This window comes from Spongiibacter sp. UBA1325 (assembly GCF_002306875.1).
Taxonomy (GTDB): domain Bacteria; phylum Pseudomonadota; class Gammaproteobacteria; order Pseudomonadales; family Spongiibacteraceae; genus Spongiibacter; species Spongiibacter marinus.
Genome location: NZ_DBTD01000004.1, coordinates 460149 through 485780, shown reverse-complemented (window position 1 = coordinate 485780; position 25632 = coordinate 460149). Strand labels below are relative to the sequence as shown.

General features: G+C 54.4%; 28 protein-coding genes. 11 read left to right on the top strand and 17 right to left on the bottom strand.

Annotation, left to right across the window (positions count from 1 at the left end; genetic code table 11):
• The first annotated feature begins 68 nt into the window (after positions 1-68).
• The 4 genes from B3K78_RS05045 (at position 69) to B3K78_RS05025 (ending at position 5099) form a co-directional block, all read left to right on the top strand.
• Entirely contained in the window at positions 69-1283 is a 1215-nt protein-coding gene (locus B3K78_RS05045; protein WP_286694550.1) for a BaiN/RdsA family NAD(P)/FAD-dependent oxidoreductase, read from the top strand.
• Between the two features lie 67 nt (positions 1284-1350).
• Positions 1351-1884: a DUF2058 domain-containing protein gene (locus tag B3K78_RS05040; RefSeq protein WP_286694549.1), complete on the top strand. Its 534-nt coding sequence runs from the start codon at positions 1351-1353 to the stop codon at positions 1882-1884.
• On the top strand, positions 1884-4001 hold the full coding sequence (recQ, locus tag B3K78_RS05035; protein ID WP_349676113.1) for a DNA helicase RecQ: 2118 nt from the start codon (positions 1884-1886) through the stop codon (positions 3999-4001). The genes B3K78_RS05040 and recQ overlap by 1 nt, the downstream gene beginning before the upstream one ends.
• 81 nt (positions 4002-4082) lie before the next feature.
• On the top strand, positions 4083-5099 hold the full coding sequence (locus tag B3K78_RS05025; protein WP_286694548.1) for a 1-acyl-sn-glycerol-3-phosphate acyltransferase: 1017 nt from the start codon (positions 4083-4085) through the stop codon (positions 5097-5099).
• On the opposite strand, the gene B3K78_RS05020 is transcribed toward B3K78_RS05025, so the two are convergent.
• Positions 5077-5769: a TetR/AcrR family transcriptional regulator gene (locus B3K78_RS05020; RefSeq protein WP_286694547.1), complete on the bottom strand. Its 693-nt coding sequence runs from the start codon at positions 5767-5769 to the stop codon at positions 5077-5079. The genes B3K78_RS05025 and B3K78_RS05020 overlap by 23 nt on opposite strands.
• Before the next feature lie 96 nt (positions 5770-5865).
• On the opposite strand from B3K78_RS05020, the gene B3K78_RS05015 reads away from it, so the two are divergent.
• Genes B3K78_RS05015 through B3K78_RS05000 form a run of 4 tightly spaced genes read left to right on the top strand, consistent with a single transcriptional unit; the run spans position 5866 to position 9991 of the window.
• Positions 5866-7341: a flavin-containing monooxygenase gene (locus B3K78_RS05015; RefSeq protein WP_286694546.1), complete on the top strand. Its 1476-nt coding sequence runs from the start codon at positions 5866-5868 to the stop codon at positions 7339-7341.
• 8 nt (positions 7342-7349) lie between these two features.
• Positions 7350-8165 (top strand): SDR family NAD(P)-dependent oxidoreductase, encoded by an 816-nt coding sequence (locus B3K78_RS05010; RefSeq protein ID WP_286694545.1) that lies wholly within the window; start codon positions 7350-7352, stop codon positions 8163-8165.
• A gap of 39 nt (positions 8166-8204) precedes the next feature.
• Positions 8205-9152, top strand: coding sequence for an alpha/beta fold hydrolase (locus B3K78_RS05005; RefSeq protein WP_286694544.1), 948 nt, complete (start codon positions 8205-8207; stop codon positions 9150-9152).
• On the top strand, positions 9149-9991 hold the full coding sequence (locus tag B3K78_RS05000) for an SDR family NAD(P)-dependent oxidoreductase (protein WP_286694543.1): 843 nt from the start codon (positions 9149-9151) through the stop codon (positions 9989-9991). The genes B3K78_RS05005 and B3K78_RS05000 overlap by 4 nt, the downstream gene beginning before the upstream one ends.
• 53 nt (positions 9992-10044) lie before the next feature.
• Here B3K78_RS05000 and B3K78_RS04995 read toward each other — a convergent pair whose 3' ends face one another.
• The 15 genes from B3K78_RS04995 to B3K78_RS04925 form a co-directional block, all read right to left on the bottom strand.
• Positions 10045-10917, bottom strand: a complete 873-nt coding sequence (locus tag B3K78_RS04995) for a hypothetical protein (protein WP_204995334.1) — start codon at positions 10915-10917, stop codon at positions 10045-10047.
• 126 nt (positions 10918-11043) lie between these two features.
• Positions 11044-11763 carry an SIMPL domain-containing protein gene (locus B3K78_RS04990; protein ID WP_286694542.1) on the bottom strand — a complete coding sequence of 240 codons (720 nt, stop codon included), beginning with the start codon at positions 11761-11763 and terminating at the stop codon, positions 11044-11046.
• Between the two features lie 72 nt (positions 11764-11835).
• A complete protein-coding gene (gene rnk, locus B3K78_RS04985; RefSeq protein WP_027874731.1) occupies positions 11836-12249 on the bottom strand; it encodes a nucleoside diphosphate kinase regulator in 414 nt (137 codons plus the stop codon).
• Positions 12250-12344: 95 nt separating this feature from the next.
• A complete protein-coding gene (locus B3K78_RS04980) occupies positions 12345-12695 on the bottom strand; it encodes a DUF4870 family protein (protein ID WP_286694541.1) in 351 nt (116 codons plus the stop codon).
• A 64-nt stretch (positions 12696-12759) separates the two neighbouring features.
• The gene (locus B3K78_RS04975) at positions 12760-13263 is read right to left on the bottom strand and encodes a lipocalin family protein (protein WP_286694540.1); all 504 of its coding nucleotides are present in this window, start codon (positions 13261-13263) and stop codon (positions 12760-12762) included.
• Positions 13264-13349: 86 nt separating this feature from the next.
• Positions 13350-15050, bottom strand: coding sequence for a Na(+)/H(+) antiporter subunit D (locus tag B3K78_RS04970; protein ID WP_286694539.1), 1701 nt, complete (start codon positions 15048-15050; stop codon positions 13350-13352).
• Positions 15040-15291 carry a hypothetical protein gene (locus B3K78_RS04965; RefSeq protein WP_286694538.1) on the bottom strand — a complete coding sequence of 84 codons (252 nt, stop codon included), beginning with the start codon at positions 15289-15291 and terminating at the stop codon, positions 15040-15042. The genes B3K78_RS04970 and B3K78_RS04965 overlap by 11 nt, the downstream gene beginning before the upstream one ends.
• Entirely contained in the window at positions 15288-16757 is a 1470-nt protein-coding gene (locus B3K78_RS04960; RefSeq protein ID WP_286694537.1) for a proton-conducting transporter transmembrane domain-containing protein, read from the bottom strand. The genes B3K78_RS04965 and B3K78_RS04960 overlap by 4 nt, the downstream gene beginning before the upstream one ends.
• Entirely contained in the window at positions 16754-18229 is a 1476-nt protein-coding gene (locus tag B3K78_RS04955; RefSeq protein WP_204995330.1) for a monovalent cation/H+ antiporter subunit D family protein, read from the bottom strand. Before B3K78_RS04955 ends, B3K78_RS04960 begins: the two co-directional genes overlap by 4 nt.
• Positions 18223-18579 (bottom strand): cation:proton antiporter subunit C, encoded by a 357-nt coding sequence (locus B3K78_RS04950; protein WP_036256799.1) that lies wholly within the window; start codon positions 18577-18579, stop codon positions 18223-18225. Before B3K78_RS04950 ends, B3K78_RS04955 begins: the two co-directional genes overlap by 7 nt.
• Positions 18572-19546: a Na(+)/H(+) antiporter subunit B gene (locus tag B3K78_RS04945; protein ID WP_286694558.1), complete on the bottom strand. Its 975-nt coding sequence runs from the start codon at positions 19544-19546 to the stop codon at positions 18572-18574. The genes B3K78_RS04950 and B3K78_RS04945 overlap by 8 nt, the downstream gene beginning before the upstream one ends.
• A 46-nt stretch (positions 19547-19592) precedes the next feature.
• The gene (gene mnhG, locus B3K78_RS04940) at positions 19593-19907 is read right to left on the bottom strand and encodes a monovalent cation/H(+) antiporter subunit G (RefSeq protein WP_204995365.1); all 315 of its coding nucleotides are present in this window, start codon (positions 19905-19907) and stop codon (positions 19593-19595) included.
• On the bottom strand, positions 19907-20188 hold the full coding sequence (locus B3K78_RS04935; protein ID WP_204995329.1) for an MrpF/PhaF family protein: 282 nt from the start codon (positions 20186-20188) through the stop codon (positions 19907-19909). Before B3K78_RS04935 ends, mnhG begins: the two co-directional genes overlap by 1 nt.
• The gene (locus B3K78_RS04930; RefSeq protein WP_204995328.1) at positions 20188-20658 is read right to left on the bottom strand and encodes a Na+/H+ antiporter subunit E; all 471 of its coding nucleotides are present in this window, start codon (positions 20656-20658) and stop codon (positions 20188-20190) included. Before B3K78_RS04930 ends, B3K78_RS04935 begins: the two co-directional genes overlap by 1 nt.
• Before the next feature lie 208 nt (positions 20659-20866).
• Positions 20867-22423 (bottom strand): fatty acyl-CoA reductase, encoded by a 1557-nt coding sequence (locus B3K78_RS04925; RefSeq protein WP_286694536.1) that lies wholly within the window; start codon positions 22421-22423, stop codon positions 20867-20869.
• A gap of 270 nt (positions 22424-22693) precedes the next feature.
• Between B3K78_RS04925 and B3K78_RS04920 the strand changes: the two genes are divergently transcribed.
• The 3 genes from B3K78_RS04920 to B3K78_RS04910 all read left to right on the top strand — a co-directional run bounded on the left by B3K78_RS04920 (position 22694) and on the right by B3K78_RS04910 (position 24467).
• Positions 22694-23641 (top strand): glutathione S-transferase family protein, encoded by a 948-nt coding sequence (locus B3K78_RS04920; protein WP_286694535.1) that lies wholly within the window; start codon positions 22694-22696, stop codon positions 23639-23641.
• A gap of 13 nt (positions 23642-23654) precedes the next feature.
• Positions 23655-24068, top strand: coding sequence for an alternative ribosome rescue aminoacyl-tRNA hydrolase ArfB (gene arfB / locus B3K78_RS04915; RefSeq protein WP_027874717.1), 414 nt, complete (start codon positions 23655-23657; stop codon positions 24066-24068).
• 117 nt (positions 24069-24185) lie between these two features.
• The gene (locus B3K78_RS04910) at positions 24186-24467 is read left to right on the top strand and encodes a late competence development ComFB family protein (RefSeq protein ID WP_204995324.1); all 282 of its coding nucleotides are present in this window, start codon (positions 24186-24188) and stop codon (positions 24465-24467) included.
• A gap of 12 nt (positions 24468-24479) precedes the next feature.
• On the opposite strand, the gene cheB is transcribed toward B3K78_RS04910, so the two are convergent.
• A complete protein-coding gene (gene cheB, locus B3K78_RS04905) occupies positions 24480-25577 on the bottom strand; it encodes a protein-glutamate methylesterase/protein-glutamine glutaminase (protein ID WP_286694534.1) in 1098 nt (365 codons plus the stop codon).
• Between the last annotated feature and the right edge of the window lie 55 nt (positions 25578-25632).

Below are 25632 nucleotides of genomic sequence, written 5' to 3'. Positions count from 1 at the left end.
CGAAAATGGCCCCCAATCATCGCCGATATCTGCGATAATTCAGCGTTTTCAACGGCCTCTCAGCAATTATGCAAAACGCGCAAAATTACGATGTTATCGTCCTAGGCGGTGGCGCCTCGGGCCTGCTTTGCGCTTTCACAGCCGCCCAGCGCGGACGCCGTGTATTGGTGCTTGAACGCGCAAACAAGGTCGGCAAAAAAATCCTAATGTCCGGCGGCGGCCGCTGCAATTTCACCAATTACTTCGTCGATGCAAACAACTTCATTTCAGAGAATCGGCACTTCTGTAAGTCGGCCCTAAAACGCTACGGCGCCTGGGACTTTATCGGCATGGTCGAGCGTTATGGCATCGCCTATGAGGAGCGCAAACACAGCCAGCTTTTTTGCCTGAACTCTGCCAAAGATATCCTGAACATGCTTCTTGAGGAATGTTCGCAAGCGGGTGTTGAGATTCGCTGCAAGATCGAGCTGGAGGGCGTTCAAGCGCTAGAGGCGCGCGCGGGCTACCAATTGCACATCCGCCAGGATACCAGCGCTCTTTCTCTGCACTGCCAGTCACTTGTTGTGGCAACGGGCGGGCTTTCCATACCGACCCTAGGTGGCAGTGGCGTCGGTTATCAACTCGCCGAGCAATTTGGCCTTGGCGTGACGCCGCGCAGAGCGGGCCTGGTGCCCTTTATGTTTAGCGACCAGAGCAAAGCGCTGTGCGAACGCTTGGCAGGCTTGGCTGTTGATGTCTCAGCAACGTGTAATGGCCAGACCTTTCGCGAAAATTTACTGTTCACTCACCGCGGCCTAAGCGGACCGGTGATGCTACAAATCTCCAACTATTGGCACCCCGGTGACGCCCTTCACATCGACCTGCTGCCGGATATCAACGCCGAGCAATGGCTCATTGAAGCGAAGTCACAGCAGCCTAAATCGCTATTGCGCAGTGTCCTGGGGCAACGCTTGGCGAAAGGCTTGGTGCAGGAATTCCAGACCCTTTGGTGGCCAGAGAACGCCGATACCCCTATGGCCGGGCTCAGTGAGAAATTGCTACGCCGCATCGCCGCACAGCTGAATAACTGGGTCGTCAAACCCTCGGCAACCGAGGGCTACCGGACAGCAGAAGTCACCCTGGGTGGCGTGGATACCGATGGCATCAGTTCCAAAACCATGGAGGCGACGTCACAGCCTGGGTTGTACTTTGTCGGCGAAGTTCTCGATGTCACCGGCTGGCTGGGTGGTTTTAACTTTCAATGGGCCTGGTCTTCGGGTTATGTCGCAGGATTACACGTATAGGGTGTTCGAAGCACGGCGCAATACAGGATAGAATATCGCCCTCTTTACCCAACGCTTGAGGCCCAGCATGGCATCGCTGCAAGAACAGCTACTTAAGGCAGGCATCGCCGACGAAAAGAAAGCCAAAAAAATTAAGCAGGAGCAGCGCAAGGCCAAAAAAGCCAACAAGGGTAAGCCTCAGGTCGATGAGGGCAAGCTCGCCGCGCAACGTGCACTGGCAGAAAAGGCCGAGCGCGACCGCGAGATAAATCGCCAGCGCCAAGCCGAAGTGGAGAAAAAGGCGATTTATGCGCAGATTTTGCAGTTAGTCGACATCAATAAGGTCGATCGCAAACAGGGTGATATCGCCTACCAATTTACCGATGGTAAGAAGATCAAGCGTATTTACGTCACCAATGCTCTACAGGAGCAACTGGTAAAAGGCCTGCTTGCCATCGTCAAAGTCCGAGACAACTTTGAGCTCGTGCCTGCCGCCATCGCCGATAAAATCAAACAACGCGATGCCAGCGTGATCGTTCTGCACAATGACAAACCTGCGGACCAGCCCGAGGAAGACGATCCCTACGCCGATTACCAAATCCCTGACGACCTGATGTGGTAATGACAGACGCCACTCTAAGCACTCAGGACAATGCTCGACAGGTATTGCAATCGGTATTCGGCTATTCGGACTTTCGCAACCACCAAGCAGAGATTGTTGAGCAACTGATCGACGGCGGTGATGCGCTGGTGTTAATGCCCACAGGCGGCGGTAAGTCACTGTGTTTTCAAATCCCGGCATTGATCCGCAGCGGCACCGCTATCGTGATCTCGCCATTAATTGCGCTGATGCAGGACCAAGTTGATGCCCTGCAGCAAAATGGCATTCGCGCGGCCTGCCTGAACTCTGCACTAGACGGTATGGCCGTACGCGAAGTCGAGCAGCAGTTAACACGCGGCGAGCTCGACCTACTTTACATCGCCCCAGAGCGGTTGATGATGCCGCGAATGCAGCGTTTGCTTTCGCAAGTGCACATCGCCTTATTCGCCATCGATGAAGCCCACTGTGTATCCCAATGGGGGCACGACTTCCGCCCCGAGTACATCCAGCTTTCAATCCTTCATCAGCATTTCCCCGACGTGCCGCGCATCGCCTTAACTGCAACGGCCGACGAGCGCACCCAACAGGAAATTATTCAGCGTCTCGGCTTAGAGCAGGCACGCGTCTTCAACAATGGTTTTGACCGCCCGAATATCCGCTATCGCATCGCTGAAAATAACGGCAATGCCCGCGAACAATTGCTGCGCTTTATTCGCAATGAACACGACGGCGAAGCCGGCATTGTCTACTGTTTATCACGCAAGCGTGTCGACGACACCGCAAAGTGGCTCAGCGAGAAGGGGCTCAGGGCGCTGCCCTATCATGCGGGTCTCTCCAACGAGACTCGCCAACAAAACCAAAGCCGATTTTTACGCGAAGACGGCATAATTATCGTGGCCACCATCGCGTTTGGCATGGGTATCGACAAGCCCGATGTGAGGTTTGTTGCCCACCTTAACCTGCCAAAAAGCATCGAGGCCTATTACCAGGAAACCGGCCGCGCCGGGCGCGATGGCTTACCCTCTGACGCCTGGATGCTCTATGGCCTGCAGGATGTCATCACGCTGCGTCAAATGCAGGAAAGCTCCGACGCCGATGACAGCTACAAACGCATAGAGCGGCACAAATTAGATGCCATGCTTGGGCTTTGCGAACAGGAAAGCTGTCGGCGGCAGGCCCTGCTGCACTATTTTGGCGACAGGCTGGACAAGCCCTGCGGCAATTGCGACAACTGTCTATCGCCACCGGAAACATGGGATGCCACCGTCGCTGCGCAGAAGGCACTATCTTGCGCCTACCGAACCGGCCAGCGCTTTGGTGTCAATTATCTGGTAGACGTTTTGCAAGGTAAGGCCAATAGCCGCATTCAGCAATTCGGGCACGACAAACTCACGGTTTTCGGTATTGGCAAGGAACTGAATACCAGCCAATGGCGGGGCCTGTTTCGCCAGCTTATCGCCAGGCGCCTGCTGAGCGTAGACCTGGATGGCCATGGCAGCGTGCAGCTCAGCCAAAGTGCCAGACCGATTCTGCGCGGCGAGCAAACCTTAACCTTGCGCAAGTTGGCGAAGGTGAGCGCCGGTAAAACACGCTCGAGCAATTTCGCCAATACCGCCCACAGCCAACTGTGGGAGGCTCTGCGCGCTCACCGTAAACAACTGGCCGACGAGCAGGGCGTTCCCGCCTATGTGATCTTTCACGATGCGACACTGGCTGAAATGGCGGAGAGGCAGCCGCAAAACCGCGAGCAACTCGCACTTATCTCCGGGATTGGCGAGCGCAAGCTCGACGCCTACGGAGACAGTTTTCTCGAGGTTATTTACGAGAATATTGGCAGCCAACCTCAATCCGGTGACAGCAATGCAGAGACTGTGCTGCTGCTCTGCCAGGGTATGACCCCGCTGGAAATTGCCCACCGCAGAGAGCTCACCGTCGCGACCGTATACCGCCACCTGGCAAAGGCGATCCGCGAGGGCGAATTGGAGCTCGCTGACGTGGTCGCCCTCGACGAGGCCGAACTGCAGGAAATTCGCTTTGCCTTCGAACACAGCGAAGACAAGCGCCTTAAGCCGATCTACGAGGCTCTTGGCGGCGAATACGACTACGGTATTTTGGAGTGTGTACGCGCCGCCAGTTAAGCCAACTGCCAACAAGATCCAGCATTGCCTATACTGCGTACTACACAGTTTTGCAATTTGTATCACAGAGAGGATCTAACCTTGGTTTCCTGGCTTAGCCAACACACCCTTCCCCGCCGGCTCCTCTCCATTTTGCTTATTACGACTTTCGCCGCGCTGATGCTCGCCACCGCCGTTATTTGGGTGCCGCTCTTTTGGCTACTTGGATGGGGCTTTCCCGCAAGCCGGTCGGGCCTGCGTTGCCTTACATTTATCAGCCTGTTCCTCTTCTGCGAGGTCGCGGGCATTCTCGCCAGCACTTGGCTGTGGTTGCGCTACGCCATAACCGCTAACACCCAGTCCGAGGGCTACTTACGCGCCAACAGCGCGCTGCAATACTGGTGGGCAGACACCTTGCGACGCGGCGCAGAACGCCTGTTTCGCCTGCGTTTTGAAATCACCGGCCAAGAGGCCCTGGAAGGTAACGCCGCGATACTGCTGCCACGGCACACAAGTATTGGCGACACGGTATTGCCCATGTCTTTTTATGCCATACCGAAGGCTTTTCGCGTGCGCTATGTTTTAAAACGCGAGCTGCTCATGGACCCCTGCCTGGATATCGTGGGTAACCGCCTACCCAACGTGTTCCTAAACCGCGTAGCCGAGGACATGGGGCCAGAACTCAGCGCTCTGAGCACCCTGGCCGCCACCGCCTCCGAGCAAGAGACGCTGATTATTTATATGGAAGGAACGCGGTTTTCGACAGCCAAGCGTCAGCGGCTGCTTGAGTCTTTTCAAAAAAAGAACGACCAGAAAGCCCTGCGAAATGCCGAGCGGTGGACCCATCTCTTGCCTATTCGGCCTGCCGGCGCACTGGCACTGATGGCCGGCGCCCCGGACAAAGACCTCGTGTTTTTTGCGCATAGTGGCTTCGAGAAGTCATCCAGCTTCGCCAGTTTGTTCAACGGCGGCTGGATGGATACCACCGTTAAACTCAAGTTTTGGCGCATACCCGCAAGTAGCATTCCTGCCGACGACGCCGGCCGACGCGAGCTACTGATAAACCAATGGCATAGAATGCAAGATGAAGTCGATGCTATGCACCGCGGTGTGGGCTAGCCTGCTCGGCAGCAATATTTTCGATAAGCCCCATCACTAAACGCACCGCGGCGCGCACCACGGTCCCTTTTGCAATGGCATAGTCGCTGCGCAGCCAGTGGGTTGCCGCCTGCCGCATGGCGCCAACCAGCGACATACCCAGCATCAGTGCCTCCTCATCGTCGAGCTGCCACTGAGGGTAGACGTAACGTGCCAGCTCCAGAATCAAGTCTGAAAAAGACATTATGTAACCGTGGTACAACTGCTCAACTTCTGGACTGATTCCCTCTAACTCCACCATACATACGCGCGCGACGCGGGGATCTTCCAGCGCGGTGAAGTAGGCGTCCAGCATTCGCTCAACAAGCTGCCTTACCGACATGCCAGGCGGCGCATCCATCACACTGTCGTAAATGCGCTGGCGTATCTGCCCCATATGAAGCTCGTACACTTCGGTTAATAGCGCCTGTAAATTGTCAAAACTTTCGTAAAAGTAGCGATCGGTTAATTTTGCCTGGCGGCACAATTTACGCACCGTCGCAGCACGAAAACCCTCTGTGCCAAAGATTTCTAATCCTGCCTCAAGGAATTGCTGCCGCCGAGCAGCCCGCCTCTCCTCCGCCTTTACACCGCCGTATACCCGGCCACTGGTCGCATTTTCAGCGACGGTTTTCACACTGTCATTTGCCATGACAGTAATTTGACATCACGCGTCGTCAAAAGTAAAGTGAAGACACTTGTCATCAGATATAGCCAAATGGGCTGCTCACAGATAGGAAAAACAACGATGAGTGAACAACAGCAGGCAAGCCGCCATCAGGTTGTGATTATTGGCAGTGGCTTCGGGGGGCAGTGCGCGGCAATAAACCTGAAGAAAAATGGTATCGATGACTACGTCATCCTCGAACGACGCGACTTTATGGGCGGCACCTGGTGCCAGAATACCTACCCCGGCGCCGCGGTAGATGTGCAATCAGCGCTCTACTCCATCGCATCAGAGCCCTATGACTGGTCACAAATGTTTGCCGACGGTGACGAGCTACAACGCTATACCAATCACGTCATCGATAAACACCGTCTCAGAGAGAAAACACGCACTGGCTGCAATGTCAGCAGTATTCGCTGGCAGGAAGCGTCGCAACAGTGGCAGGTGAGTTGTGAGGACGGCCGCCGCTTTCTCGCGCAATTTATCATTAATGCCTCTGGCCCGCTAAGCACCCCGGTTATTCCGGCTTTCAAAGGTCGCGAGCGCTTCCAGGGGCACAGCTTCCACACTAATAATTGGGATCACAATTACGACTACCGCGGTAAAAAGGTGGCGATTATTGGCAGTGGCGCCAGTGCAGCACAAGTGATTCCCACTATCGCAGAAGACGTTGCGCAATTGCATGTCTTTCAACGCAGTCCCCACTGGGTGATTCCACGCCCAGACTATCGATTCAAACCTTGGCAACGCGCGATTCTGCGGCGCCGCTGGGCGTACAAGCTACTTCGCCAAGCCGTTTATTGGGCACTGGAGAGCCGCGTTATTGGCTTTAAATACTCCGAAGCCATGCTGAATATTCTCGCCAAACGCCGCGCCCTCAAGCACATTAACAAACAGATTGCCGACCCTGAGCTGCGCGCTAAAGTAACGCCGGACTACACCATCGGCTGCAAACGTATCATCTTGTCAGATACCCTCTACCCCGCCTACTGCCGCGATAACGTCACGCTTCACAGCAGCGAAGACGGCATTGCCGAGATCACCGAGCGCGGCATTCGCACGCAGCAGGGCCAAGACCTGGATCTGGACTTGATCGTCTATTCCACCGGCTACGATGCCACTGACGGTGTTATCTCATACTCCGTTGAAGGCCGCGGCGGCCAAACCTTGCAATCGGCATGGGCGGAGTTCCCACGGGCGTACCTGGGCACCAGTATGCCCGGCTTCCCGAATTTATTTGTGGTGACAGGGCCGAATACCGGCATCGGCCACACCTCGGCCATCGTGATCATCGAGGCGCAGATGGACTACATCATGAACAGCATTCGCGCGGTTCAACGCAGCAATAGTAAGACTATTGAGGTCAATCGCGACGCAGAGAAACGCTACACCGAGCACATCCACAGCGAAATGGAGCGCACCGTGTGGAAGTCCGGCGGCTGCAACAGCTGGTATCAGAGCAAAAGTGGCCATGTCATCGCCATGTTCCCGGGCTTCAGTTTCACCTATCGACGCTGGACACGGAATTTCCGCCCCAACGACCACCAACTTTCCTAGGCAAAATAATGAAAAACCTGATTAACAAAGTTGTTGTAATCACGGGGGCCGGCTCGGGTATGGGCCGCGCCTACGCCCATGCTTTCTCCGCTCAAGGTTGCAAACTCGCGCTGTGCGACCTCGACAGCGACGGCCTGACGGAGACCGTGGCGCAGCTAGACACCAACTCGGCAGATGTCTTTCATCAGAGCGTAGACGTCAGCGACCATGCCGCCATGACGGATTTTGCCGACGCGGTGAAACGTCAATTGGGGCCGGCACATATTGTTATCAATAACGCCGGCATCGAAGGTAGCGCCAAACCAACTTGGGCAACAGACCTTAGTGACTATCGCCGCGTAATGGATGTGAACTACTTCGGCGTTATCCACGGCTGCCAGGCCTTTCTCCCCCACCTACAGGCCAATAATGAAGGTGCCATTGTCAATATTTCCAGCATCTTCGGTTTGGTGGGCACACCGAATCACAGTGACTACTGCGGCAGTAAATTTGCGGTGCGCGGCTATACCGAAGCACTGATGGCCGAACTGCATACCAGCCCCATTCAAGTCCACCTCGTGCACCCGGGCGGCATCGACACAAATATTGCGCGCCAGGATCGCAGCCGCGCTTTCTCCGACCACTTCCTCAGTACCAAACCGGAGGCAATTGCCGCCAAACTCATCACCTGTATTCGCCGCAACCAGCCGCGCCTGGTGTACGGCAACGGGTCGGGCAAAACCTGGTTGGGCGCGCGCTTCGTCCCACTTAAGTGGCTAAGCAGTATCATATGGCGCGAAATGCGCCCGGTCATCGACCTAAGCGAATACCCCAAACAACCTTAACCCGCCATAATAATTCCAACACAATAAAGGAACGCGCTCGTGAAAAAGTTTCTGCTGATTGCATTTGTCACCCTGATTGCCGGTGGACTGTGGAGTTATCACAGCTACCCCGCTTTAGGGCACCTCCTGTACACCGCCAGCATGGCAGGCGAGGCATCGATCTATGGCTTCAAAGAGCGCCGTGTCGATATCGGCGAATTGGAGATGAGCTTGTATCAAGGCGGCAACCCAGAGCAGCCCACATTGCTGATGCTGCATGGCTACAGCGCCGACAAAAATGTCTGGCTACGCTTTGCCAAACACTTCGTCGACGACTACCACATTATTATCCCGGATATGGCCGGTCACGGTGACACCGCATTTGTCAGTGGCGGCGACTACAGTATCACCGCGCAATCCCGGCGCCTCCAAGGCCTGTTGGATGCGCTGAACATCGACCAGGTGCATATCATCGGCAACTCCATGGGTGGTTTCATCAGCGCCGACTTTTCACTCAGCTACCCAGAGCGGGTATTAACGACCGGGCTCGTAGACCCGGCGGGAGTGAATTCGCCTGAGCCCAGCACAATGCAAAAATTACTCGCCGAAGGGCGCAACCCCTTCCTCGTTGAAAAACGCGATCAGTTCCGTGAGTTCTACGCGATGACGATGACCAAGCCGCCGTGGATGCCCGGCGTCGTGCTGGATGCAATGGCTGAAGACTACCAACAGCGTCGCACTGAACTCGCTGAAATCTTCAATGACTTTCACAGTACCGCCTTGCTAGAACCACGATTGGCAAGTCTGCGCTCGCCTGCTTTATTACTGTGGGGCAGTGAAGACCAACTTATCCATGTGAGTAGTGTCGACACCTGGCGCACGGCGATTCCTACGCTGGAAATCACCGTGTGGGAAGGCATCGGCCATATGCCCATGCTGGAAATTCCCGCAGAGAGTGCCGCGCGCTACCAACAGTTTTTGAGCAAATACTCGGAGTCAGCCCAATGAAAAACCTAGCCGGTAAGGTCGTCGCGCTTACAGGTGCTGGCTCGGGAATAGGCCGGGCCCTCGCCCTGCAACTGGCGGGAAAGAAATGCCACTTGGCGCTGGCCGATATCGATGAAAGCGGGCTCGAGGAAACGGTCCGCCTTATTCCCGCCAGCGACCTAAAAGTCACTCAGCAAGTGCTGGATGTCAGCGATAAAGCAGCGGTATTCAACTGGGCCGACACGGTGCAGCGCGATCACGGTCAAGTGAATATCGTCATCAACAATGCGGGCGTAGCATTGTCAGGCACCGTAGCGGGCTTAAGCCTGGAAGAATACGAGTGGATTATGGACATTAATTTCTGGGGAACGGTCTACGGCAGCAAGGCCTTCCTCCCCCTGCTGGAGCAGTCCGGAAGCGGGCATATCGTCAATATATCAAGCGTGTTTGGCTTAACCGCACAACCACTAATGAGCGGCTACAACGCCAGTAAGTACGCGGTGCGGGGCTTTACCGAGTCACTGCGGCAGGACCTGGAGCTGACGGATTCCAGCGTTAGCGCCACCTGCGTTCACCCCGGTGGGATTAAAACCAACATCGCAAAGCGCTCAAAGGTGAACGCCAGCGTGGCCGCGGCCACCGGCAACAGCGCCAATGACGCCGTAAATCAGTTTGAAAAGCTATTCTTCAATACGCCAGAGAGTGCCGCAAAAGTGATTATCAAAGGCGTGGAGAAAAATCGCCGCCGCGTACTGATCGGCCCGGACGCCCGGGTTTTTGACTTTTTAGCGCGCGCCTTCCCGGCGGGCTATCAACGCCTGTTCACCTTTGCGGTGAAATCACGCCGCCAAGCTCATTGATGACGGCGCGGAGGTTGGCAGTGCCCCTGCCAGCCTCCAAACAGCGCGCTGCCTCAGTTACCGAAGAGTTTATTAAAAGCCTTATCTAACGCCTTATCGACAACGTTATCAGTTTGTTTGTCGACTTCCTCTTCCGTTCTATCCTTTGCTCGTTCTTGCTGGCGTTCAGCCTTTTGTTGAAAGATGCTGCCAAAACTAAAGCCGGCACTGCCCTGCGCGTTCTGCTCATCACTTTCCACTTCAGCACCTGCTGAAATCGCAGCACCAAAGTTGCCCAAGTTAGGCATCTGCATCGGCTCCGCAGGCAACGCAAAACGCCCCTTATCGATTTTCTTGCCCGATAACGCGACAACTTTCATGTCATTGCCGACACGAAGATACCCGTAGCCGCGCTTTCGCAACTGCTCGAACATCTCATCGGCTTGATCAGAATTTGATCCACTGGCTTTAATCATGCTGCGCATGAAGCCCATCATGGCATCGCGCATTTCCCTGGCGGCGGCATCCTTTGATAGCACCATTTCCACCTGATGCCGGCCCTCTTCATCAGTGTAATCGGCGATCCACACCTCACCTTTCACACCTGCCACCGTTTCTTTTCGGCCGGTATTTCGCAAGCTGTGAACGCCCGTCGCGCTCGGGCCTACATCGGGCATCATTCCCCCGAACATTTTCATCGCCGCGGAGGCGTCAATAACGGTCTCCTCGCCCTCGGCACCACTGACAACATAGAGCGTGCCGTTTCTGTGTAACATGTAGCCATCGCGGTCTGTCTGCATACGCAGGTACTCTTCACCGCGAAACTCCAGAGTATTTCGCTCCCCATCTGATTCGATAGTTGCCGTACCGGCGGTCACATTCGCGCCCACCACAACGAATGACATAGCGAGACAATAGCGGAGGGTTTTATTGATTGGTGTGTTCATTGTTATCGTCCTTGAGAGTGCGTTCCATATCCTTTGGCAGCGCAGGGAGACAGCGCTGGCTCACGATGTAGAATGTATCAGGAGAAGGAGCGATTCACTAGCGCCAACCTCCCCCTGCTGTGAACCTTAGTCAGACAGGTAGTATTCTACCGTCGACACAACCCGCAAACGCTTTATATGCGGATTGTTGCGATCGCGGTCGCTGATCGAGAACTGGCCTTGGCTCGCGAGTTTGATTTTGCCCAGAACGCTCTGTGAGTCTGCAGCAAACTTTAGCGCAACTTCTCTGGCTTTCGTCGTGGCTTCCTCGATCATCACCGGTTTGACTTCATTCAAGCGCGTAAACAGATACTCGGTCTGCGACTGGTAATCACCGCCCGTTAACACAATCCCCTGCTTACCTAGCTGCGAAACCTGGCCCATCAGCTCACGGACGGCGTCCACCTTCGTGGAATATACCGTTACCGACTGGCTCGCGGTGTAGCGAAACTCCGCGCGTCCGCCGCCACCGTATTGTTGTGCCGATTTATCGATAATGACGGGTGCCGCCCGCGTGATCTCCTGCGCGTTAATGCCATTTTCAAGCAGAAAGCGGCTAACCGCTGCCGCATTCGCTTCAAGCTGATCATAGAGCGCGCCGAGCTGATTGCTGGCCAAGGTATATTGAATGGGCCAGATGACAATATCAGCTTTATACTCACGTTCAGACAAGCCTTTCACACGCACGCTGCGCTCATACTGTTTAAAGTCATGAACGGCACCGGCAAGCAACACCCCCAACGAGGCCAGACCGATTATCAGGCTGACGCCCAGCATGGCGGCACTACTTCGGGAAAAGAGATTCATCGTATTGTCCTCGTTAGGGGCGGCATAGTGATAGCTAACAGACCCTCATCGCTGAAATAAATTCCAGTCGTACTAGCGATGAAGCTCGCCCGCCCGCTCGGGCTGATAAATCACTTCTTCTATTCGCACCTGCAATACACCACCAGAGGGCTTTGGCCACTCGATAGTATCGCCCTGAGAAAGCCCCAGCAAAGCGCTTCCTACCGGCGCCAAAATCGAGATTTTATCACCCTGACCATCAGCATCCCGCGGGTATACTAAGGTCATACAAAACTCGCGGTCAGTCGAAACTTCTTTAAAGCGCACCGTCGAGTTCATACTCACTACTGAGGGCGGCATGTCGCTTGGCGAAACAATTTCTGCGCGCCCCAGCTCGACCTCCAACTCCTCACAGCCCGGCGCATTGGCCGCCGCCGGCGAGTCCAGCAAAGCCTCAAGACGCTCCGCGTCCAAGGATGAAATAGTAATATTTGGCCTGATATCCATGATGTCTCTCTTTGTTACGTCCAGCCTTTCCACCTATGCGACATAGCGAACACCCTCGCGCGGCGAGCGTGTCTGTGGAGGAAATTGAAATGAGGTTAAAACAGCCAGCCGAGGGGATCCGGGTATGGCTCGCGTGCGTCCAGAGCTTTGAGCCCTTTGATACAGCGCACTACCAGCCATATTAGACAAAAAAATAAAATAAGCCAGCCCACCAGCACCAAGGACAATACCGTGCCCAGCGTGACGTAAAGCGCGCCAATCCAAAATGTGCGTATTTGAAATTGATAGTGACTTCGCAACCAGGGGGCGCTGTCATCTCGATTGATGTAAGCAATTACAACCGCAACGATGGCGGTGATACCAAATACCAGACTGACCAGATACAGCACATAGACGACCTTGGCCATATTTTCCGCCGACGATGAAGGCATCGCAGCTTGCGTCATCTCATCCTCTCCTTGTTGATCGATGCGCTTAACACAATCGCTATCTGCTGACCTTAGATCACGATTAAGGGCGTATCAACGCCCCAGTGTCAAAACCCGCTTGCTCAGCCTTGAGCAAAAAGGACTGCCAAACGTCCTCACTAACCACAGGCTCCCTCGCCAGCAACCACAAATAGTTGTGGTCTGGCCCAGAAACGAAGGCGTGCTGGTAATTCTCGTCCAAGCCAAACACGACATAAGACGCATAAAAAGGGCCAAAAAATGACACTTTCAAATGTGCAACCGACGCATCCCCAACGAAATAGGCGCGACCTTCTGCCTCTTTCCACTCGCCAGCCTCCGCGTCAAAGCCTCGGTTAATCACGCGTACCCCGCCATCGTCTCGGCGTTCGTACTGCGCGGTAACCTTGCTTAAACCGCGCTCAAAGCGATGATCCAGCCGAGCGATTTCATGCCACTGCCCGAGATAGCGATCGAGTACAAAGTTAGTCACCGGCGGCGCCCCGGCAGGATATGAGGTACAGCCGCACAGAAAACAGATCAGTAGACACAATGACACGCTACGCATGGCTGGTACTCCTCAATTATCCAGTGATCACCCAAACAAAAAACGGGAGCCAAAGCTCCCGTCACAACGCCTAATCTGGGAACAGCTTACCAGTAAAAGCTAAAGAATAAATACAGCGCCAAGAATACCGACAGCCAACTTACCATGGTGCCCGTAGACAAGTTGCGCGACATCACTCCGCCCGGTCCGTGGCTCTGAGCCACTTTTTCAATAACGGCATGAACGGCCTTCATAGCCACAGCTCGCACTGCCGAATCGAGTCGCCACATCCACGCCAACAGCTTCTTCACGACGGCCGGCAACAGACGTCTGTATACCCAGTCGAAATCCAAGTTCGTTGAGCGAATCTCTTCCGGGTACCAGCCTTTGCGAATTAACACGCAAAACGCCAGCGCGGCAAACATCAGTAGCTGCAACTGCGTGATGATGTGATAGCTGGTATAGGGCTTGTAATCCACCGGGAAAGGCAGAATTGCATATAAGGGTTCGGGCCAAACACCAATAGCAATACACAGGAAGGCCGTTACCCCCATTGCCAGCAGCATGTTCCAGGGTGCTTCTTTCACCCGGTGCCCGGCGTCGTGATAAAAGAAGGAGAAGAACGGAACCTTTATACCCGAGTGATCCAATACCCCGGCTGAGGCAAACAGCAGCACCGTCCAGACCAACCACTGGTGCTCGGCAGCTGCCGCGGTAAGAATCATTGACTTGGTAACAAAGCCAGAGAAGAGCGGGAACGCTGAAATTGACATACCACCAATAATACAAAACAGCGTGGTCCACGGCATGGATTTATACAAGCCGCCCAGCTCACTGGCCTTAACCGTACCAACTCTCAACAGCACAGCCCCCATCGACATAAACAACAATGCCTTGTAAAGGATGTGCGCAAAGGCGTGGGCCGCGGCGCCATTCAACGCCAGCTCGGTGCCCAAACCAACGCCAACAACCATAAAGCCAAGCTGGTTATTCAGGCTGTAGGAGAGTACCCGCCGCAGATCGTTTTCAATTACTGCGAAGAAGATCGGGAACGCCGTCATCACCGCGCCAATGGTGATTAATATATCCTCGCCGGCAAAGCCCCGCGCCAGAGCGTAAACCGCCAACTTGGTGGTGAACGCCGACAGGACCACGGTCCCCGTTGCGGTAGCCTCTGGATAGGCGTCTTGCAACCAATTGTGCAAAAGTGGAAACGCACATTTGATGCCGAAGGCCAGGAAAATAATCCAGCCACCGGGGCTGTCTAAGCCGAGGTGATCAAAGGTCAACGAGCCTGTCGCTTGATAGTGAACAATCGCGCCGGCCATTAATAACAAGCCGGAAATCACCTGAATAACCAAGTAGCGCAGGCCCACGGTATACGCGCGTGCCGTGCGGTTTGCCCAGATCAACAGCACAGAGGAAATGGCTGTTAACTCCCAGTACAAGAACAAGGTCAGCAAGTCGCCCGCCAACACGGCGCCAATCGCAGCACCGGCATATACCAGCGCTGCAGATTGCTGCATGCGATCTTTCACATGCCAGGCATACAGCCCCGCCAGTATCGCAGCAATATGAAAGATCACCGCCCATACGAAACTGAGGCCGTCCACGCGCAGCGTTGTCAGTGTTAGACCGTATAAGGAAACAATCCCCTGCTCACCATTGGGCAACTGGCAAAGCATTAGCAAGCCCAATGCCGGGGTTACCACCGCTATGGGGCCCAGCAATTTCTTGGGAAGGCGAATCGCCAGCAGCCCTGCCAACATCATCAACAGGGCGGGATTCATCAGCCAATCATTCGCCATAATAATCCTCGCTACGTTTCAACACACGACGCAGCGCCTTTGCAGAGAAAACGATCGTGCAATACGCCAAAAATCCGAAGCCCGCGTAAAAGCCGAAAGATCCATCAAAGCCAAAATAAGGGTGCTTTTCGTAAAAAAATTCAGCGACGAGTAAGACGCCACAAATCAGATAGACCAGGTAGACCAACTTGTCGACATTGGCTGGCTGCTCCAGCCATGCCTTTTTTTCCGATGTCTTCATGTCAGGCTAATTCCTTGCAGAAACTGCATAATGGGCCCTGCGGTAAAAAACAGCACAATACAACTGAGCGCCGTTACGCACAGCGCCAATAGTGATGGCCACGGCGCTTCCCCACCATGGTGATCGCTTTCACGAGCAGGAGCAGCGCGCAGAAAGGCCCGCGCCGGTAATTCCAAAAGGTAAACAATATTCAACAGCGAACTCAGCGCTAACACTGCCAATACAAATAGCTGATCGCTATCAACAGCCCCCAGCATCAGCGTCCATTTGCTCCATGTGCCACCCGTGGGTGGCAAGCCAATAATCGACAAGGCCGCAATGGTGAAGGCCGCAAAGGTATAAGGCATTTTTTTACCTAAGCCGTCCAGCTCACTCACCAGCGTTTTATGCGCGGCAACATAAATTGCCCCTGCACAGAAAAACAGGGTGATTTTGCCCGCCGCATGCATGGCAATGTGCAAGGCACTTCCCAACACGCCATTGGCGCTGGCAAGGAAGGCGCCCAAGGTAATATAGCCAAGCTGACTGATGGTGGAATATGCTAATCGCGCCTTAATATTGTCCTGGCGCATGGCCACTAGCGACGCCAGCAGAATAGACGCACATGCCAGATAGATCAGCCACTGCGTGACCGGTAGCGACTGCACCGCATCAATACCAAAGATAAATACCACGACCTTCAACACGGTGAAGACCCCGGCCTTCACCACCGCCACGGCGTGAAGCAACGCTGAAACTGGCGTCGGCGCCACCATCGCACTCGGCAACCATCGGTGGAACGGCATCAATGCGGCCTTGCCGACACCAAAGGCAAATAGCAACAACAACACCGACAGCAAAACAACGGACGTCCCTTCCTCGAAAACGCCTCCCGCTGTGAAGCTCAGTGTGCCGCTTTGCATCCAGGTAATAATCATCGCCGGCAGGAAAAACGCGATGGACGTACTCAACAAAATGCCCAGATAGACACGGCCACCGTGCTTAGCTTTATCCGTGCCCGCATGGGTAACAAGTGGGTAGGTGCAAAGCGACAGTACTTCGTAGAATACAAATAACGTAAACAGGTTCTCGGCAAGGGCAACACCCATCACCGCGGCGATCGCCACAGCAAAGCAGGCATAGAATCGTGTTTGATTCTGTTCGTTATGGCCGCGCATATAACCGATGGCGTACACCACTGTCACAAACCACAGCGAGCTCGCTATTAGCGCAAACATCATCCCGAGGGGCTCGACATGGAAGGCGATCGTCAAGCCTGGCAATAGCTCCCACCACTGCGCGGCCAGCACGGTGCCCGCCTGCAACTGCTGAAAGAGGTTCACTGACAGCCAGGTCAACGCCGCGGCGGCAATGAGTGACACCGCTTCACGCAGGTTTTGCTTGTTGCCAAACAATAAAATACCCGGCACGGCCAATACAGGCGTAAGAATCGTTAGACTGATCAACAGTTCTGTGGTCATTGTCATTTGCCCCACCCCAACAGCGCTTGGGCCGCATCAGCCGTCACGGATACGGGTAGCGCCGTATCGATACCGAAATAAATATTGGCGACCACCAGTAACCAGAGCGGCAGCAATACACTGACGGGAGCTTCTGAAACCTGACTCGATGCCGGCGGGTCGCGGAAGTACATCACCTCCACAACGCGCCAAATGTACATAACGGCAAGTAAAGAGCCGACCAGTATCAGTACCGCAACCGGCCACATGCCCATTTCCAGTGTCGCGATAACCAAATACCACTTGCTAATAAACCCGACGGTCAGCGGCACGCCGATGAGGCTCAAACCACCGAGGACAAAAGCCATTGCAGTCAGCGGCATACGCTGAGACAAGCCAGCCAAGTCATCCAGGCGTGTGCTGCCCATACGCAGCGCCACGGCTGCCAGGCTCATAAACAACGCACCTTTCATCAGCGCGTGGTTAAATAAATGCAACAGGGTTGCCTGCAAGCCCGCCGCACTGCCGAGTCCCAAACCGATAATCATGTAACCGATCTGAGCGACACTTGAATAGGCGATCGCGCGCTTAATGTCGATCTGCAGGATTGCCACCAGCGACGCGCTGAACACCGCAATCAAGCCCAGGGCAATAAATAGTTGATGAAGGGGTATATCCATGGCGCCGAAGTCGGCACCAAATACCGTAAAGCTGAAGCGAATTAGCAAGTACACCGCAACTTTCGTCGCTGTCGCCGCGAGAAATGCGGTAACGGCCGACGGGGCATAGGCATACGCATTGGGCAACCACAGGTGCAGCGGAAACAGCGCCAACTTCAAACACACGCCAACAATCACAAAGGCATAGGCAGCGAAAACCGTGCGAGTGTCTGCAACAACAGGCAGGCGCTGGGCGAGGTCCTGCATATTGAGGGTGCCGGTCATCATGTACATGAGGCCAATACCAATCAGGATAAAGGTGGCGCCGATGGTGCCAACAATCAGGTATTGGTAACTGGCCCACAGCGCTTTGCGGTCGCGGCCTAGGGAGATTAACGTGTAGGTCGACAGCGACGACACTTCCAGGAAGACGAAAACATTGAATGCATCGCCTGTTGCGAGAATGCCGAGTAAGCCGGCGAGGCATAACAACCACGACACGTAGAAAAGTGTCTGTTTATTCGGCTCGACCTCTGCCGCCACGCTCTGACGGGTTCCCGCCAACACTACCGTGCTTAACGACGAGACGATCAGCAGTAAAAAGGCATTGAGCAGGTCTATGCAGTATTCGATCCCCCAGGGCGCTTCCCAGCCGCCGAGAAAATAGCTAATAGGCCCCTCTAACCAAACCTGTTGCAGCAACAGCATGCTAATGAGCATGGCGGCAGCACTGGTAGCAAAGCTAAACCCCCACGCCAGCGCCGGGCGACCAAGAATTAAGCACGACGGCGCCGCAAGAAGCGGTAAAATAACCTGCAGTATGGGAAGGTGACTCAACACTGATTCTGTTCCTGAATATCTTTTTCTTCCGCACTGCCGTATGCCTCGCGCAGGCGAATAATCAGCGCCAGCCCTAGTGCAGTGGTCGCAATGCCCACAACAATCGCAGTCAGAATTAATACGTGGGGCAGCGGGTTGGAGTAGACCGAAATCGCGTCATCCAAAATGGGAGCACTGCCGCCCGATACCTTGCCCGCGCTGATATACAAAATGAACACCGAGGTCTGGAAGATGTTCAAACCCACCAGCTTTTTGACCAGATTGCCCTGGGCGATCACGATATAAAAACCAATCATCATCAACACCATCACAACCCAGTAGTTGTAATGGGTAAGCAGCATGTCAGTCATCTTGATGCCCCCTGTCGACCAAGCGCCCGGCAAAGGAGAAGTAAATCAGCACCATTACCGCCGCAACGGTAATGCCAACGCCCAGTTCGATAACGATGATGCCGTAGTGTTGGCCGTGGAGTGGATCCTTGGCCAGCACATCGTAGTCAAGAAAGTTGCCACCGTTAACCATGGAGACCACACCGACGGCGCCATACAACAGCACACCGACCGCCGCCATCACCCTTACCCAGGCTTGATCAATCACCTGGCGAGCGGAATCCAGCCCGAACAACATGGTGTAAACAATTATCGCCGCGGCAAAGATCACCCCTGCCTGGAAGCCGCCACCGGGGCCATAGTCGCCGTGGAACTGAACGTACAGAGCGAAAAGCAGAATAGGCGCGATCAGCACCTTGCTGACGATACGCAGAATTTTATGTTGACTGGCCTTCAGTAAGTGACTGGAAAGCGGTTTGGTCGCCCTGTCGCCAACCATCAGCAATGACAGCACACCGACGCCGGCGGTAAAAATCACCGTGACCTCACCAAACGTATCGAAGCCGCGATAGGTCGCCAGCACCGACGTCACAATGTTGGGAATACCCACTTCTTGTCCCGATTGCTCGATGTAGCGCGGCGCAACATGCTGCTGTGCCGGCGCATCCGGCGCACCAAACGCGGGCATATCCATGGTAGCCACTAACAACAATGCACCAGTGATGCTCACCAACACCAGGGCAGACAGCGACCAGCGATGGGGAAGCTTTTCGTAACGTCCGACAATCGCCATGGTTGTAAACATAAGCAGCGGCGAAATTCCGGCACCCACGGCCGCCTCAGTAAACGCCACATCCACGGCATCCATTGTCACAAAGAAATTGGCGGACAGCAGTCCGTAGATCGACGACAACATCACCACAGACAGCAGGTCGCGATTCACCGCTATACCAATCGCGGTGGCAATCAGCATACTCAGCAAACTGATATCGATAAAAAGTTCTATGGCGAAATCCTCCGGGCCTCTATCACATTTACCGCTGCAGCGACTTTCCGGTTAACGGCTTTACGCCTGCCTTCCACGCCGCCTTGCCCAAAGCATGGCTGGATGTTGGGCCGGTAATCAGCAAAAACGCCAGTATCATCATCAATTTGAGAAGTACCAGGCTAAAGCCAGCGAGCAACATCAGCGCCAGCAGTATCAGGCATGCACCGAGGGTGTCAGTAATCCCGGCTGCATGCATACGGCTGTACACATCGGGAAAACGTAACACGCCAATACCGCCAGACAATAATAAGAAGCTGCCAGCGGCGAGCAGGACGGCGCTCAATAACTCATAGGTCTCCATCACGCGTCCTCCTCTTGGCTACTGCTATTTTCATCTTCCAGGTACTCAATAAGCCTGAGCATACCGATCACGCCAATAAAGTTAATCAGCGCGTATACCATCGCAATATCTAAAAATTCTGGCCGACCAAATAGAAAGCCAATCACCGCTATCAATAGGACGGTTTTGGTTCCGAACATATTCGCTGCAAGAATGCGATCAAATACGGTGGGGCCTACAAACGCTCGGGACAGCGCCAAGGCCATAACCAGTAGCAACGTCACTGTGGTAACTGTCAGCATCACTCTTCCAACCCGCAAACTCGTCGGCTCATCTCACCGCTTTTCAGCTCAGCCATGCCGTCACTACTGAGGGAGTGCACCAAAATATAATCGTCTTCAACCACCACAGAGAGCGTACCCGGCGTCAGGTTGATGGAGTTCGCGTAAATCACCCGGCCGATATCCGTCTTCTGAGGGGCCGGTACTCGCTCGAATTGCGGGCTGATTGACGACGGTCCCCGCCAGGCACGTATCACCACGTCGATATTGCTGGCGACGATTTTTTTGAACAACCAGAAGTAGTAAGCAGGAAGTTTTGTGGTGAGATGCAGCGGCTGTGACTCGTGATCGACAACATCCATACGATGAGTGATCCACAGCACGAGGGCGATGGACACAACCCCAAAGCTCAGTAACAGCGCATCATAATGGCCGGAATTCCCCAGCCAAATAGCGGCCAACACCAGAGTTACACTGGCAGTATGTCGCATAAGTCTCCTAACAGCACAGCGAGTCGTTGCCTTGCGAAAACCTGAGGTGCATCGCCCCACGAACTCCGACAACGGATTGTTATTTTATTGACCTAGATCATACCAAAAGCGCGAAAAATCGTCGTTTTTGGTCGCCAAGGCCCTTGGATTGTAAAAAAGGTTCTCTCACAGAGTCCAGAAAAATCGGTTCTAATTGCCCACCGTCCACTCAAGCCTCGGTCGCCGTCAGGTTTTTCGACGCCGTTTTCACTTCCTCGCGCCGCTGCTGTGACCTCACTGAAGGCTGCCCCTGCAGCGCATAGTGATTTAATCCCGGCATATGAACCTGGCGAATATAGTGCTGCCAATCAATCACTCCGGCATCCACGGGAAACAACTCCTGATCGACAGCGCCCATCGACTTCGATAATGAGAGCAACTTGTCGCCGTGAAAGCAGTAATTGGGCTGAGCATAGAAAGAGAATATTTTGGAGAGCTCGACGGCGGTGTCGATATTTCGCCGCGCCCTGAGCTTGCCGCGCCGCCCGAGTCGACGCAGTATCGCGCCAACGATCGTCAGCGCCACCTGAACGCACATTGCGACGCTACTGAACACGCGCTTATCCACCGCCGTAAATCGCCGGCGGGGCGGCGCGTTAAACAGCTTGTCGTAGTCACCGTGATGACTGCTGGCCTCTGCCACCAAGTGGTCAATAAAGTCTCCCAGCATTAGTGGGTTACGGCCACCGCTACAACATTGATAGATGCGATGCTGGCCCGGCTCGAGCAGCTGCTCGGCTGTCGAGAGCAATACCGCATTGGCCACGAGATCGGCCGGAATAATATCGATCACCCCGGCCCGCTTACCGGGAAAGAACGCAACCTTGCCGCGCGCATATGCCATCAACACCGCGTCGGCGACCTTGACCCCCTCAATCCACCCGGGGTTTGGCTCGCGCAGTGTACTCTCGATGATCGACGGACGAACCACCGTCAGCGAATAGCCTCGCATCACCTTGTACAAATATTGCTCACCCAGCCACTTGGTGAAGGTATAGGTATCGTTCCAGCCCGCAGCTTGCGCTTCCTTCGCGCCATGCTCTATGAGCTTGGCCTTTAGCGCCCGCCCCTCGTATTGCCCGCGCAACGCCTCAACCAGGCGTTGCAGGCGCTCAATCAAGGCCGAGGTTTCGTAGAATCTACCCGGCCCCTCAGGTAACGCCAGCCCAACAGGCCGCTCGGACGTCTCGTGGATATCACCCGCTCGGTAGCCGTTTACATAGCAAGTGGACACGTGAACAAGAGGTATATTCCCCCCCAACTCACAGAGTTTGGCGACGTTTTCCAGGGAGAACGTATTAATTTCCAGCGCTCGATCCAACTCTTCACGAAAATTTACACTCGCTGCGGAATTGATCACCACATCGAGCTTGTCAGCCAGCGCCGTAAAGTCTGCACGCGTCAGACCAAACCGCGGTGCAGTAATTTCCCCCGTCACACAGTGAACGCGACTTGCAATCAGCGCCTCAAAGCCTTCTTGCCCCAGTTCATGTCGCAAGGTGTCAAAAATGGAGGAGCGGATCACTTCTTCCCGAAAGCGATCAGTGGCATCACGAAAATGGCGATTGCCCCGCATCAGCAAGTAAATACCGCCCACACCGGGCGTGGTGCGCAGAATCTTCTCCAACAACACCTTGCCCAGGAACCCGGTCGTACCGGTAATCAGCACCTGCTTACCCGTCAGGGCCGCTATCGTCGACGACTTATCTCGATTCAGATCCCGCATCCTCATTGCCCCCTATCGCGAATTTCATCGCCACATTGATCGGCCTCTAACGCTAGCAAGCGCAGTTGACGACCACATGACACCTCGCCGGCATCCCCTCTGCCGCTTTGTAGGCAATTCACTTGCAGGAAACACGCCAGTTATCGTGTCACTCAACGAACCCTGTAGAAGAGGCATCGGTTTTTTCGATCGGATTCAACAACAAACACGACCCATACTGAATCGCTCCGGCCATACACTATCCCTGAACACTGAGATACGGAGAGAACGATGGGTTTACTCATAGACGGAAAGTGGCACGACCGCTGGTACGATACAGAGAACAATCAAGGGGAATTCAAGCGCGAACAATCACAGTTTCGCGGCCAAATTGGTAGCGATGAATTTCCGGCAGAAGCCGACCGCTATCACCTGTATGTATCGCTAGCCTGCCCATGGGCACACCGAGCGCTGATTTTTCGCCGCTTAAAAAAGCTTGAGTCACTGATCTCTGTTTCCGTGGTAAGCCCAATCATGCTTGAACACGGCTGGACCTTTGATATTGACCAGGGCAGCAGCGGCGATCCGCTGCACAACGCAAAGTACTTGCACGAACTGTATACCCGAAACCAGCACGACTACAGCGGGCGCGTTACCGTGCCGGTGTTATGGGATAAAAAACAACAGCGTATCGTAAATAACGAGTCCGCCGATATTATTCGGCAATTCAATGGCGCCTTTGCAGACCTCGCTGAAAAAACGCTGGACTACTACCCTGAATCGCTGCAAGCGGATATAGATGCCATCAACGACGAGATCTACAACAAGGTAAATAATGGCGTGTATCGCTGCGGCTTTGCGACAACGCAACAGGCCTATGAAGACGCCTACGACGCGCTTTTTTCAGCCTTGGACACGATTGAAAACCAGCTCGGTACACAGCGCTTTCTGTGCGGCGACACGATAAGCGAAGCCGACTGGCGGCTTTTCACCACCCTTATTCGCTTTGATGCCGTTTATCATGGGCATTTCAAGTGCAACCGTCAGCGCCTCGAGGACTACCCTCACCTGTCAAACTACCTTCGCCACCTATACCAATGGCCTGGCGTGGCCGATACGGTGGATTTTTCTCATATCAAACGGCACTATTACGTCAGCCACCCGATGATCAATCCCACGCAGGTCGTACCTGTCGGCCCAGACATCGACTACAGTCGCCCACACAATCGCAACGAATAGCGCTTTACCGAAAATGCTGGAAATTTCTAACGCCGTCCGCTTACCTGATAACGAAATTGAACTGAGTGCGATTCGCGCTCAGGGTGCGGGCGGCCAAAATGTCAACAAGGTGTCTTCGGCCATACACCTCCGCTTTGATATTCGCGCGTCGTCACTGCCTGAGTTTTATAAAACAGAACTTCTGGCCCTGAAAGATCAGCGCATCAGCAAAGACGGTATTGTGGTGATTAAAGCTCAGCAATTTCGCACTCAGGAGCAAAATCGAGAAGATGCCCTGCAACGCCTTCAGGCACTGATCCGCAGCGTCGCCGTCACCCGCAAAGCACGTCGCCCCACCAAGCCCAGCAAAAGCGCCAAAGCAAAAAGGATGGACAGCAAAACCAAACGGGGAAACATCAAAGCCCTTCGCAAGAAAGTGTTTGATTAGTCCCTCTCCCACGCGCCCCTCGGATATACCGTATACCGCCCTCGACCGAAGCACCTGACACTATCATTAATAGCGTCAGTACGGCCCAAGGCGATAGCGAAATCCAAGGAGAGCACGATGCGTTTGGCAGAAGATATTAAAAATTACATGGAAACGCTGGTGGAAGAAGAGATTGCCCTGCGTGGACTGGCCGAAAAACATGACAACGACTATCTGCAAGACCTTTTTTGTCTGACGCTAAACGCACTGCCGCCAAAGTATGTTCGCTATGCTATCGATATACTTATGTACATGAGCAACGAAGAGCGTGCAGCCCTGCAAAAACAGGTTACCCGAGCATTGAATGATGCAACGATTGTGATGGGAAGCAACCGTCGAAAAGAGTCCCGGTCGGAATAATATCAGGCAACACTAATGCCCCTTCACCACCGCCAGCTCCTTGCTGGCTTTAGAGGCGTGGTAAAGCTCAGAGAGCCTAGGCGCAATTTTCTTCAGCGGTAGCAATTCCTGTACAGCGCCCAATTGATATGCCGCGCCCGGCATCCCCCATACCACCGAACTGGCTTCGTCCTGAGCAAGCGTCAGGGCGCCCGCCTCACGCATCGCCAGCATGCCAGCGGCGCCATCTTTTCCCATGCCGGTGAGCAATACACACATTGCATTTTTGCCCATCTCACGGGCCACTGACTCAAACAACACATCGGCAGAGGGCCGATGACGATTGACCGGCTCAGTCTCATCAACCACGCAATAATAGCGCGCACCGTCGCGTCGCAACCGTAAGTGCTTGCCCCCTGGCGCAATATATACGTGACCATGCAGCACCCGCATACCGTCTTCCGCTTCACATACCGTCATCTCGCTGCAGCCATCCATACGTTTGGCGAAAGCCGAGCTAAACATACCCGGTATATGCTGAACGATGACCGTGCCAGGTGTGTCGGCAGGTAGCCCTTGCAGGACCTCGCGAATCGCCTCGGTTCCACCCGTGGAAGCGCCAATCGCCAAAATCTTATCGGTAGTACCAAAGTTCAAGGCCGTTTTCTTCGCCTTTTTACTCGCTAACTTTTTGTGCTCCACCTCGCTCGCTAAGCGGCTTACATTGGCGACACTCGCCGCCTTAACCTTCTCAATTAAGTCGTCGGCATAGGCCTTGATCCCCTCTGCAACATCGACCTCGGGCTTCGCGACAAAATCCACCGCGCCAAGCTCCAAGGCCTCAAGAGTAACTGCCGCACCTGCCTGAGTTAAAGATGACACCATCACCACAGGCATCGGCCGCAGGCGCATAATATTGCGCAAAAACTGTAAGCCATCCATGCGCGGCATTTCTACATCGAGGGTGATCACATCTGGGGATAGCCGCTTAATTTTTTCTCTGGCGATAAACGGGTCTGAGGCTACGCCGACCACCTCAATACCCGGGTCTGCAGACAGAATTTCCGTCAGTAAATGCCGAATCAACGCTGAATCATCAACCACCAATACCTTAATACGCTGCTCCGGCATAAACACCTCTAACCAATGAACGCCTTATCCCCTTCCCTGAGTGACTTTCAATGCA

What these genes read in the sequence shown, in the direction of transcription:
- B3K78_RS05015 (WP_286694546.1), top strand. Translation starts at nt 5,866, where the DNA reads ATGAGTGAACAACAGCAGGCAAGCCGCCATCAGGTTGTGATTATTGGC.
- arfB (WP_027874717.1), top strand. Translation starts at nt 23,655, where the DNA reads ATGCTGGAAATTTCTAACGCCGTCCGCTTACCTGATAACGAAATTGAA.
- B3K78_RS04925 (WP_286694536.1), bottom strand. Translation starts at nt 22,423, where the DNA reads ATGCGGGATCTGAATCGAGATAAGTCGTCGACGATAGCGGCCCTGACG.
- B3K78_RS04980 (WP_286694541.1), bottom strand. Translation starts at nt 12,695, where the DNA reads ATGACGCAAGCTGCGATGCCTTCATCGTCGGCGGAAAATATGGCCAAG.
- B3K78_RS05045 (WP_286694550.1), top strand. Translation starts at nt 69, where the DNA reads ATGCAAAACGCGCAAAATTACGATGTTATCGTCCTAGGCGGTGGCGCC.
- recQ (WP_349676113.1), top strand. Translation starts at nt 1,884, where the DNA reads ATGACAGACGCCACTCTAAGCACTCAGGACAATGCTCGACAGGTATTG.
- B3K78_RS04950 (WP_036256799.1), bottom strand. Translation starts at nt 18,579, where the DNA reads ATGACTGACATGCTGCTTACCCATTACAACTACTGGGTTGTGATGGTG.
- rnk (WP_027874731.1), bottom strand. Translation starts at nt 12,249, where the DNA reads ATGGATATCAGGCCAAATATTACTATTTCATCCTTGGACGCGGAGCGT.
- B3K78_RS05010 (WP_286694545.1), top strand. Translation starts at nt 7,350, where the DNA reads ATGAAAAACCTGATTAACAAAGTTGTTGTAATCACGGGGGCCGGCTCG.
- B3K78_RS04960 (WP_286694537.1), bottom strand. Translation starts at nt 16,757, where the DNA reads ATGACAATGACCACAGAACTGTTGATCAGTCTAACGATTCTTACGCCT.
- B3K78_RS05040 (WP_286694549.1), top strand. Translation starts at nt 1,351, where the DNA reads ATGGCATCGCTGCAAGAACAGCTACTTAAGGCAGGCATCGCCGACGAA.
- cheB (WP_286694534.1), bottom strand. Translation starts at nt 25,577, where the DNA reads ATGCCGGAGCAGCGTATTAAGGTATTGGTGGTTGATGATTCAGCGTTG.
- B3K78_RS05000 (WP_286694543.1), top strand. Translation starts at nt 9,149, where the DNA reads ATGAAAAACCTAGCCGGTAAGGTCGTCGCGCTTACAGGTGCTGGCTCG.
- B3K78_RS04965 (WP_286694538.1), bottom strand. Translation starts at nt 15,291, where the DNA reads ATGAAGACATCGGAAAAAAAGGCATGGCTGGAGCAGCCAGCCAATGTC.
- B3K78_RS04910 (WP_204995324.1), top strand. Translation starts at nt 24,186, where the DNA reads ATGCGTTTGGCAGAAGATATTAAAAATTACATGGAAACGCTGGTGGAA.
- B3K78_RS04990 (WP_286694542.1), bottom strand. Translation starts at nt 11,763, where the DNA reads ATGAATCTCTTTTCCCGAAGTAGTGCCGCCATGCTGGGCGTCAGCCTG.
- B3K78_RS05020 (WP_286694547.1), bottom strand. Translation starts at nt 5,769, where the DNA reads ATGGCAAATGACAGTGTGAAAACCGTCGCTGAAAATGCGACCAGTGGC.
- B3K78_RS04920 (WP_286694535.1), top strand. Translation starts at nt 22,694, where the DNA reads ATGGGTTTACTCATAGACGGAAAGTGGCACGACCGCTGGTACGATACA.
- B3K78_RS04930 (WP_204995328.1), bottom strand. Translation starts at nt 20,658, where the DNA reads ATGCGACATACTGCCAGTGTAACTCTGGTGTTGGCCGCTATTTGGCTG.
- mnhG (WP_204995365.1), bottom strand. Translation starts at nt 19,907, where the DNA reads ATGGAGACCTATGAGTTATTGAGCGCCGTCCTGCTCGCCGCTGGCAGC.
- B3K78_RS04995 (WP_204995334.1), bottom strand. Translation starts at nt 10,917, where the DNA reads ATGAACACACCAATCAATAAAACCCTCCGCTATTGTCTCGCTATGTCA.
- B3K78_RS04935 (WP_204995329.1), bottom strand. Translation starts at nt 20,188, where the DNA reads ATGCTGACAGTTACCACAGTGACGTTGCTACTGGTTATGGCCTTGGCG.
- B3K78_RS04970 (WP_286694539.1), bottom strand. Translation starts at nt 15,050, where the DNA reads ATGGCGAATGATTGGCTGATGAATCCCGCCCTGTTGATGATGTTGGCA.
- B3K78_RS04975 (WP_286694540.1), bottom strand. Translation starts at nt 13,263, where the DNA reads ATGCGTAGCGTGTCATTGTGTCTACTGATCTGTTTTCTGTGCGGCTGT.